The following is a 9,111-nucleotide window of genomic DNA, read 5'->3' on the forward strand; positions in this document are numbered from 1 at the left end:
CCGCTACCGCCACCCCGACCGCTACACCCGCCGCAAAGAAGGCACCGACCGCTGGGCCTTCACCTACCACCCGACCCGGACGAGAGTCCGGAGCTACCGACATGAGCCCAGGCATGAACCCGGACATGAACCCGGACACGAACCGGGAACATGAGCCGGTGCTCGCGCGGGCCGCTCCGGCCGGGCTCCGGGATCAGGCCTCTTCCCAGGGGCCGACGTCGTCCTCCTTCCACTCCAGGCGGTCGACGACCCCGATCACGCCGTTGGTCCGTTCGACCATCCGCGTGAGCACCCGCGCCTGGGAGCGGCGCTCCAGGGCTCCGGTGAGCGTCACCACGCCTTCCGACACCGACACCTCGACGCCCGACAGGTCGGCCCACAGGCAGTTGCCGATGATGTCCTCGCGTACCTCGCGAGCGATGTCGGCGTCCGCGCGGGCGAGGACCTTGAGCAGGTCGTGGCGGCTGATGATGCCCACGAGCACGCCGTCGTCGTCCACGACGGGCAGGCGTTTGACACCGTGCTGGCTCATCTGCCGCGCTGCGCTGACCACGCTGGTGTAGGGCCGGGTGGTGACCGGGGGAGCGGACATGAGTTCGGCGGCGGTCACTCCACGGGCCCGCGCCTGGCTCCTGGCGGCCCCGTGCCCCATGGCCTCGCGCAGGCGGGCGCGTAGCGGCGGCCGGTAGCCCTCCCGGTAGAACTGCTCGCGGAACTCCTCCTTGCGCAGCAGGTCGGCCTCGGAGACCACGCCGACGACGTGGCCCTCGCCGTCGACGACGGGCACCGCGCTGACCTCGTGCGCGATGAGCACCTCGGCCACGTCCCTGAACGGCGTGCTGCCGTTGACGGAGGCGACCTCGCTCGTCATGACGTCCCGCACCTTCATGTGCATGATCGGCTCCTTCCCCGGGCCGTCTGCCGTTCCCAGTCCCATCGCAACGCCGTACGGGCCGGATGCGAAGGGACGGACGGCCCTTGTGGCGGGGTCCTTCGCCATGCCTCGCCCGGGGACGGCGCGATGGGTGGCCGAAAGTCCCGGGTGGTCAGGACCTTCACCGCTGACCTCGAAAGACACGCAGAGGCACGCTGGCACTGAGAGATGGGAGGCGTCGTCATGACGGCGAAGGTGAAGGATGTCATGGGCAAGGTCGCCATCGCGGTGCCGATGGACGCGTCGTTCGCGGACCTTGTCGCCACCATGCAGCGGTTCAAGGTGGGCGCCGTCACGGTGATCGACGCCGACCGGCGCCCGGTCGGGGTGGTGTCGGAGGACGACATCCTGCTGAAGGAGATCGACCCGGGCGAGAGCGTGCTCGACGGTCCCCGCAGGCGTGAGGAGCACCGGAAGGCGACGGGCACGAAGGCCGGCCAGATCATGACGCGGCCCGCGATCACGGTCACCGGCGGCACGTCGGTGCGGGACGCGGCCCGGCTGATGCACCGCAACCGCATCAAGCAACTGCCCGTGATCGACGCCATGACCGGCCGCATCGTGGGGACGGTCCACCAAGGCGATCTGCTGCGCGTGTTCGTCCGTCCCGCGGAGGACATCCTGGCCGACATCGAGGAGATCGCCGCCCGGCTGAACCTCGGCCCCGACGACCTCCGGATCACCGTCTCCGGCGGCGTGGTCGCGATCGACGGACAGGTGCCCCGCAGGTCGGACATCAAGCCGCTGCTGCATGCCGTACGCCGGGTCGAGGGCGTCGTCGAGGTGGACGCCGAGATCGCCTTCCTCGTGGACGACCTGCTCATCGCCCCGCCGTTGCTGTGACCGAGCCCCAGGGGGAGGAGATCGTGAACGCCCAGACCTCTGAAGGGATCGCGCAGGCGGCGAAGGCCGCGGTGGAGGCGGCCCTGTGGGCGCCGTCGATCCACAACACCCAGCCCTGGACGTTCGGCGTCTCGGGGGACGAGATCTGCCTGCGCGCCGACCCGGACAGGAAGCTGCGGGTCTCCGACCCCACCGGCCGCCAGATGACGATCAGTTGCGGTGCCGCGCTGTTCAACGTGCGGATCACGCTGCAGGTGCTCGGCTACGAGCCCGAGGTGCGGCGCTTCCCCGACCCGGAGCGCCCGCTGCTGCTGGCCACCGTACGCGTGCGGCCGGGGCGGGAGCCGGGCGAGCACACCCGCCTGCTGCACGCGGAGATCGAGCGTCGCCGTACCCACCGTTCCGGGTTCACCGCTCTGCCGGTGCCGGACCCCCTGATGGACGCGCTCGTGGCGGAGGCGGCGTCCGAGGACGGCCACCTGATGCCGATCGGATCAGACGCCGCCGCACGGGTGCTCGCCGCGCTCACCGGCGCGGCCCAGGACGTGCAGTCGCAGAACCGGTTGTTCGTCCTCGAACTCATGCGCTGGGCCCGGCCGCCCGGCAGCTCACGCCGCGACGGGGTGCCCGCGGCGGGTTATCCGACCGACCCCCGGCGTATGTACCCCCAGCACTTCGCGCAGCGGGACTACGCCCGGGGCCACGAGTGGGGGATGGCGCCGGACGAGCAGGTGTCCGCCTCGACGGGCCTCGTGGCGCTGCTCACCAGCGCGGGCGACGGCCGGGAGGACTGGCTGCGCGCGGGCGAGGCGCTGCAGCGGATGCTGCTGCACGCCTCCGCGTACGGCCTGAGCGTCGCCTTCCACACCCAGGCACTGGAGATGCCGGAGTTGCGGGAGTTCATCCGCAGGCATCTGTGCTCGGGGGAGCCGCCGCAGATGATCATGCGGCTCGGGTTCGTGATCGACGAGAGCCAGAGCGTCCGCCGCGCCGCCTCCGACGTCCTGGAATGAGCGCTCGGCGCCGGAACGGGTGAAGAACGCCGCCGCGGGATCTTGACGCGCCGCGTGCGAGCGTTAACATTGCCGACACATGAGCGGTGAGCGGTATGGCGCGGTCGGCCGGTGTGTGAACCCGGCCAGTCGAGCGCTTTCGTCCAGCTTGCCCTGATCGGCCCTGACCAGCGACAACGACCTCTGACCCGCCGACCGTCGCCCCTGTGACGGCCGGTCGGCCCGGACTCGCGACCGAACCGCGGCGAGCGATCGCCCTTGCCTCCAAGAGATCTTATGTTAGCGCTAACAACTCCAGCCCGTGGTCCGCCGCCGGATGACCCAGCTCAGACCCGCGAGAAATCGCACCACCAGACGCCGAGTCGACGACGAGGAGCCCCCCGAAATGACCACCTCCATCCACCGACGTGACGTGCTGCGCTGGGCCGCCCTGGCCGCCGCCACCCCACCTGCGCTCGCGCTGGCTTCCGTCACCGGGCCGGGAACGGCCCGGGCGGCCGTCGCCCGCACCGCGACGACGGCGAGCGCGGCCGGCGGCGACTTCCCGATTCCCTCCGGATGGCGCGTGCAGCCCTTCGCGAACGACAGGGTCAAACTCGGTGACTCCCTGTTCGCCACGAACCGCGACCGCATACTGAACTTCCTGCGGGCTATCCGGCCGACCGCATGCTGTCCAACTTCCGGGCCAACGCGGGGCTGGACACTCTCGGCGCGCAGCCGCCCGGCGGCTGGGAGGACGCCACGGGCAACCTGCGGGGCCACTACGCCGGGCACTTCCTCAGTGCCCTGGCCCTGGCGTACGCAGGCACCGGCGACGAGTTCTACAAGAACAAGGTCGACTACATGGTCACCGCGCTGGGCCAGTGCCAGGACGCCCTGGCCGCCAAGGTCGGGCAGCCCGCGCCGCCCCCGGCTCCGGTCGCCCGGGTGAACGGGAAGTTCGGCACCGCGGTCAAGTTGAGCGGCCCCCAGTACGTGGCGCTGCCCTCGGGTGTCCTGAGCGGACTCGGCGACTTCACGATCGCCCTGTGGGTGAACCCCACGGTGATCAGCACCTGGTCGAGGATCTTCGACTTCGGCACCGGCACCACCCGCAACATGTTCCTGGCCCTGAGCGCGGGATCGGCGCCGCGTTTCGCCATCACCACCAGCGGCAGCGGCGGCGAGCAGCGGATCAACGGCACCAGGCAGCTGGCCGCCAACGCGTGGAGCCACGTCGCGGTCACCCTGTCAGGCGGCACGGGAACGCTCTACGTCAACGGTGAGGCGGTCGGCACGAACACCGGCATGACCCTCAAGCCCTCCGACCTCGGCACGACCGGCAACAACTGGATCGGCAAGTCCCAGTACGGCGACCCGCTCATGAGCGGGGCCGTCGACGAGTTCCAGATCTACGACCGCGCGCTGAGCGCGTCGGAGGTCCAGGCCCTGACCACCAGCGCGGACGGCGGCCTGGGCGGCGGGAACGTGGCCTGGTACCGGTTCGAGGAGACCTCGGGCGAGACCGCGGCCGACTCCTCCGGCAAGGGGCGCAACGCCCGCCTGATCTCCGAGGCGACCGGGGCCCCCGGGCCGAGCCACCCCGGGTTCCTCGCCGCCTACCCGGAGACGCAGTTCATCCTGCTGGAGCAGGGCGCGACCTACCCGACGATCTGGGCGCCCTACTACACCTGCCACATGATCATGCGCGGGCTGCTCGACGCGTACCAGCATGCCGGCAACCAGCAGGCCCGCGAGATCGTCCTGAAGATGGGTGACTGGGTCCACAGCCGGCTGTCCAAGCTCTCGCGGGAGCAACTGGACAAGATGTGGACCACGTACATCGCGGGCGAGTACAACGCGATGAACGCGGTGATGGCCGACCTGCACGCGCTGACCGGCAAGCAGGAGTACCTCGACACGGCCAAGTGCTTCGACAACACCGCGCTCAAGAACGCGACGATCGCGAACCAGGACACGCTCGACAGGAAGCACGCCAACCAGCACATCCCGCAGTTCATCGGTTATCTCTCGGTGTACGAGCAGACCGGCGATCGCGACTACCTGACCGCCGCCGTCAACTTCTGGGACATGGTCGTCCCGCACCGCACCTTCACCGACGGCAGCCTCTCCGGACCGAGCGACAACGGCGAGCTCTTCGGGGCGCGCGACGTCATCGTGGGCGCGCTGGGCGCCAACAACGCCGAGACGTGCGCGGTCTACAACATGCTCAAGCTGAGCAGGGGCCTGTTCTTCCACACCGGCGACCCGAAGTACATGCAGTACTACGAGCGGGGCCTCTACGGCCAGATCCTCGCCTCCCGGAGGAACGTCGACAGCACCACGGACCCGCTGCTGACCTACTTCATCCCGATGAGCCCCGGCTCGGTCAGGAGCTACGGCAACCTCGGCACCTGCTGCGGCGGCACCGGCCTGGAGAGCCTGACCAAGTTCCAGGACTCCGTCTACTTCAAGGCGGCGGACGGCTCGGCGCTCTTCGTGAACCTCTACATGGCCTCCGAGCTGACCTGGCCGGAGAAGGGCTTCCGGATCAGGCAGTCGACGGACTACCCGGCCGACCCTTCCGGCACGGTGACGCTCAGGGTCGACGGGTCGGGCCCGCTGGACCTGAAGCTCCGGGTGCCCTACTGGGTCGAGAAGGGGTACACCGTGCGGGTCAACGGGGTCGTGCAGCGCCTCGGTGACGCGCCGGAGGGGTACGTCACGGTCAGCCGGACCTGGAAGCCTGGCGACGAAGTCACGATCACGATGCCGTTCAGCCTGCGGGCGGAGAAGGCGCTGGACGCCCCGTCCATCCAGAGCCTCGCCTACGGCCCGGTGCCGATGGTCGCCCTGAGCGATGAGAAGAGCTACCGCGACTTCTCCTTCTACAAGGACCTCGGGCTGGACGGCGACCTGGCCAAGGCCATGACGCCCGCGGCGCCGATGACCTTCACGACCCACGGGCTGTCGCTGGTGCCCTTCTACATCGGGGACACCAAGCACTACCACGCCTACTTCCAGAGGCGGGAGCCCGTGATCGTCTTCGGAAAGGTGGACTCCGGCGTGCCGAACCGGGCCAAGGACGACGGCACCACGTTCCTCGACGCCGTCTGGGAGCAGGCTCCGTTCGGCAACCGGGGCCGGTTCCAGTCGGCGGTCGCCCACGCCGCGGAGGAGTGGGTCGCCGCCGGCCTGCTGTCGCCCGCGGAGAAGGACAAGGTCGTGTCCTCCGCCGCCCGGGCGAAGCTGAGCTGAGGCGGTCCGGGCGGGCGTGGACGGGCCCGCCCGGGGAAGTGGGACCTCCTGTGCCCGACAGGAGGGGTGCCATGAGGTCGATCGCCCGCTGGGTCGTGTCGCGGTTACGCCGCTACCGGCCCGATTGCAACCCGCTGCGCCGCCGTTCCGATCTGATCGAGGCGGCGCTCGCGGCGGCGGCGCTGGCCGCCGTCCTGCTCTCCGCGTGGCCCGCGGCGCTGGCCGCTCGTACGCTGTACGACGGCGGCGTCGCGGCCGAGCGGGTCGGGCCGGGGGCACGGCAACTGGTCGAGGCCACTCTGGTCGAGGGCACTTCGATGGAGGAGGGCTCCGCCATCCCGGTCAACGGCCGCGGTCTGCCCGTGGCGAGCCCGGCGCGGTGGACGCTCCCATCCGGCGAGGTCCGGGAGGGCATGGTCCCGGCGGCGCTCCTCCTGCGGGACGGCCCGGCGAACGCGCGGCTCTGGGTGGACGCCGCGGGCAGGCCGGTCGTGCCGCCGCCGCAGCGGGCCGAGACGGTCACGAGGGCGGGGCTGGCCGCCTTCGGCGTCGTGGCGGGCGCCGCCGCCCTGGCCTGGGCCTGCTTCGCGCTCGCGCGTCACTGTCTGGACCGCAGGCGCTACCGCGAATGGGAGGCCGCCTGGGCGGCCGCCGACCAGAAGTGGCGCCGTCACCACATCTGAACCAGACTTTTGCCCCATGACGGAGAACGAGCCGCGGTCGCTGATCCCCAGCATGCGGTTGGACGATTTGCTGGCCGAGTTGCAGTCGCGTCTGGAGGCGGTGCTGGCCACCCGGGATCGGGTGCACGCGTTGCTGGAGGCGGTCGTCTCGATCGGCAGCGACCTCGACCTGGAGGTGGTGCTGCGGCGCATCGTGGAGACCGCCACGACGCTGGTCGACGCGACGTACGGCGCGATGGGCGTGATCGGGGAGGAGAACACGCTCGTCCAGTTCGTCCCGGTGGGGCTGAGCGAGGAGGAGATCGCCAGGATCGAGCACTGGCCGCACGGGCTGGGCCTGCTCGGCCTGCTGATCAAGGAGCCGCAGACGTTGCGGCTGTCGGACATCTCCCAGCATCCCGAGTCGTACGGCTTCCCGCCTGGCCACCCGCCCATGGGCAGCTTTCTTGGCGTGCCGGTGCGCGTCCGCGACGAGGTGTTCGGCAACCTCTACCTCACCGAGAAGCGCGGCGGCGGGAACTTCGACGAGGACGACGAGGCGATCGTGGTCGCCCTGGCCACCGCCGCCGGAGTGGCGATCGAGAACGCCCGTCTGTACGAGGAGAGCCGCCGCCGCGAGACCTGGCTGCAGGCCTCGGCCGACATCACCACGCGTCTGCTGTCCGGCGCGGAACCGCAGGAGGTCCTCACGCTGATCGCCCGGCGCGCCCGCGAGATGGCCGACGCCGACGCCGTGGCGATCCTGCTGCCGCGCAAGGGCGCCGACACCCTGCAGGCGGCTCTCGAGGACGGCGAGCCGGGGACGCGCCCGGCCGGCGGCGACGTGCCCATCGAGGGCTCGCTGGCGGGCCGGGCGTTCCTGAGCGGCGAGCCCCTCATGCTGGACGACCCCGGCGACACCGGCGACGTTGAGGCGGGGCCGGTGGCGGCCGTGCCGCTGGGCGCGGCTGGGGCCGTACGCGGGGTGCTCGCCCTGCTCAAACGCCCGGGACGGATGCCGTTCAGCCAGTCCGAGCTGCGGACGTTGCACGCGTTCGCCGGGCAGGCGGCCGTCGCGCTGGAGCTGGCCGAGACCCGCAGGGACGCCGAGCGGCTCGGCCTGCTCGAAGACCGCGACCGGATCGCCAAGGACCTGCACGACGTGGTCATCCAGCGGCTGTTCGCCGTGGCGATGACGCTGATGAGCGCCGTGCGGCTGGTCGAGCGGCCGGAGGCGTCCTCCCGGCTGCAGAGCGCGATCGACGAGCTGGACACCACCATCCGGCAGATCCGCTCGACCATCTTCGCCCTGCAGACCCCGCGCGAGGACGCCTCGCCCAGCCTGCGCGCCCAGGTCGTCGATCTGGTCGAGGGCGCCCGCGGGCACCTGGGCTTCATGCCGGGCCTGAGCCTGGAGGGCCGGCTCGACAACGACGTGCCCGCCGAGGTCGCAGAGCACCTGCTCGCCGTCCTGCGCGAGGCCCTGTCGAACCTCGTACGCCACGCCAAGGCACCCGCGCCGACGTCGCCGTCCACGCCGGGGACGGGCGGCTGACCCTCGTGGTGGAGGACAACGGCGTCGGCGTCCCGGCCGAGGGCCGCCGCAGCGGCCTGCGCAATCTCGCCGACCGGGCCGAACGGCTCGGCGGCGCCTTCACCCTCGGCTCCCCTGAGGCCGGCGGCACCCGCCTGGAGTGGAGCGTCCCGCTGGGCTGATCACTTCATGTTCTGCGAGATGTTGCAGGAGCGGCTGCCGGGGGCGCAGTAGGCACCCTGGCTGGTGATCTTCCCGGCGGAGGTGACCGCGGTCGACTGCGGGCCGCTCAGCAGCGAGGGCGTGTAGACCCCGTTGAGGTTCTGGATGTTCCTGCCGCGGCCCGACTTGTACTGCCTGGCGCTGGTCCGCCCGCCTCGGACCATCTGATGACCGCGCGGGCCGGGCCGCGGCTTCGCCTTGGCCTTGGCCGCCGCACCGGCCGCGGCCGCGTGCGGCTTATGGCGCAGCGGAGCGGAGGCCGCGTCCGCCGATTCCGGGACGGCGAGGCCCGCCAGCGAGACGACGAGCGCGGCCACCGCAAGCCGCCGCGCCGCCGAGACGAGATCGGTTCGGAAGACGTCCGCGCAGTGACGAGACACCTGGCAACCACCTGCCCATGCGCCAGTGGATATAAGCGACATAGGGCATATGCCCGTATTGCTGGGGTCCCGTCGGCGTCCTGGGGAACTCCGGCACGGATGATTACCCTGTCCGGCGGCCTGCCTTGAGGCGGGCGGCGAGCGCTGCGGCCTGGGTGCGGCGCTGCATGTCGAGTTTGCTCAGCAGGTTGGACACGTAGTTCTTGACGGTCTTCTCGGCCAGGAACATCCGCTCGCCGATCTGGCGGTTGGTCAGGCCCTCGCCGATCAGTTCGAGGATCTGCCG

At 71.0% G+C, this 9,111-nt stretch carries 7 protein-coding genes and 1 pseudogene; 5 read left to right on the forward strand and 3 right to left on the reverse strand.

Features of this window, described 5'->3' with window-relative positions:
- Window positions 1-193: 193 nt before the first annotated feature.
- Entirely contained in the window at window positions 194-895 is a 702-nt protein-coding gene (locus B1L11_RS42960) for a CBS domain-containing protein (RefSeq protein WP_079320905.1), read from the reverse strand.
- A 222-nt stretch (window positions 896-1,117) separates the two neighbouring features.
- On the opposite strand from B1L11_RS42960, the gene B1L11_RS42965 reads away from it, so the two are divergent.
- The 5 genes and pseudogenes from B1L11_RS42965 (at window position 1,118) to B1L11_RS42985 (ending at window position 8,405) form a co-directional block, all read left to right on the forward strand.
- Complete coding sequence (locus B1L11_RS42965; RefSeq protein ID WP_079320909.1) at window positions 1,118-1,777, forward strand: CBS domain-containing protein; 660 nt, start codon at window positions 1,118-1,120, stop codon at window positions 1,775-1,777.
- A complete protein-coding gene (locus B1L11_RS42970; protein ID WP_079320906.1) occupies window positions 1,774-2,790 on the forward strand; it encodes a hypothetical protein in 1,017 nt (338 codons plus the stop codon). Before B1L11_RS42965 ends, B1L11_RS42970 begins: the two co-directional genes overlap by 4 nt.
- Before the next feature lie 666 nt (window positions 2,791-3,456).
- Window positions 3,457-6,027 carry a beta-L-arabinofuranosidase domain-containing protein gene (locus B1L11_RS42975; RefSeq protein ID WP_218671675.1) on the forward strand — a complete coding sequence of 857 codons (2,571 nt, stop codon included), beginning with the start codon at window positions 3,457-3,459 and terminating at the stop codon, window positions 6,025-6,027.
- Between the two features lie 71 nt (window positions 6,028-6,098).
- A complete protein-coding gene (locus B1L11_RS42980) occupies window positions 6,099-6,710 on the forward strand; it encodes a hypothetical protein (protein WP_079320907.1) in 612 nt (203 codons plus the stop codon).
- Window positions 6,711-6,726: 16 nt separating this feature from the next.
- A pseudogene (locus B1L11_RS42985) lies at window positions 6,727-8,405 on the forward strand (GAF domain-containing protein).
- On the opposite strand, the gene B1L11_RS42990 reads toward B1L11_RS42985, so the two are convergent.
- Together B1L11_RS42990 and B1L11_RS42995 are read right to left on the reverse strand one after the other, a co-directional pair.
- Window positions 8,406-8,825 carry a hypothetical protein gene (locus tag B1L11_RS42990; protein ID WP_143737965.1) on the reverse strand — a complete coding sequence of 140 codons (420 nt, stop codon included), beginning with the start codon at window positions 8,823-8,825 and terminating at the stop codon, window positions 8,406-8,408.
- 103 nt (window positions 8,826-8,928) lie between these two features.
- On the reverse strand, window positions 8,929-9,111 hold a 183-nt coding region (locus tag B1L11_RS42995; protein ID WP_143737966.1), incomplete at its 5' end, for a response regulator transcription factor.

This window comes from Microbispora sp. GKU 823 (assembly GCF_002027145.1).
Lineage (GTDB): Bacteria > Actinomycetota > Actinomycetes > Streptosporangiales > Streptosporangiaceae > Microbispora > Microbispora siamensis.

Excerpts from the sequence above, each read along its gene's own strand:
- B1L11_RS42960 (WP_079320905.1), bottom strand. The coding sequence starts at position 895 with ATGCACATGAAGGTGCGGGACGTCATGACGAGCGAGGTCGCCTCCGTC.
- B1L11_RS42980 (WP_079320907.1), top strand. The coding sequence starts at position 6,099 with ATGAGGTCGATCGCCCGCTGGGTCGTGTCGCGGTTACGCCGCTACCGG.
- B1L11_RS42975 (WP_218671675.1), top strand. The coding sequence starts at position 3,457 with ATGCTGTCCAACTTCCGGGCCAACGCGGGGCTGGACACTCTCGGCGCG.
- B1L11_RS42965 (WP_079320909.1), top strand. The coding sequence starts at position 1,118 with ATGACGGCGAAGGTGAAGGATGTCATGGGCAAGGTCGCCATCGCGGTG.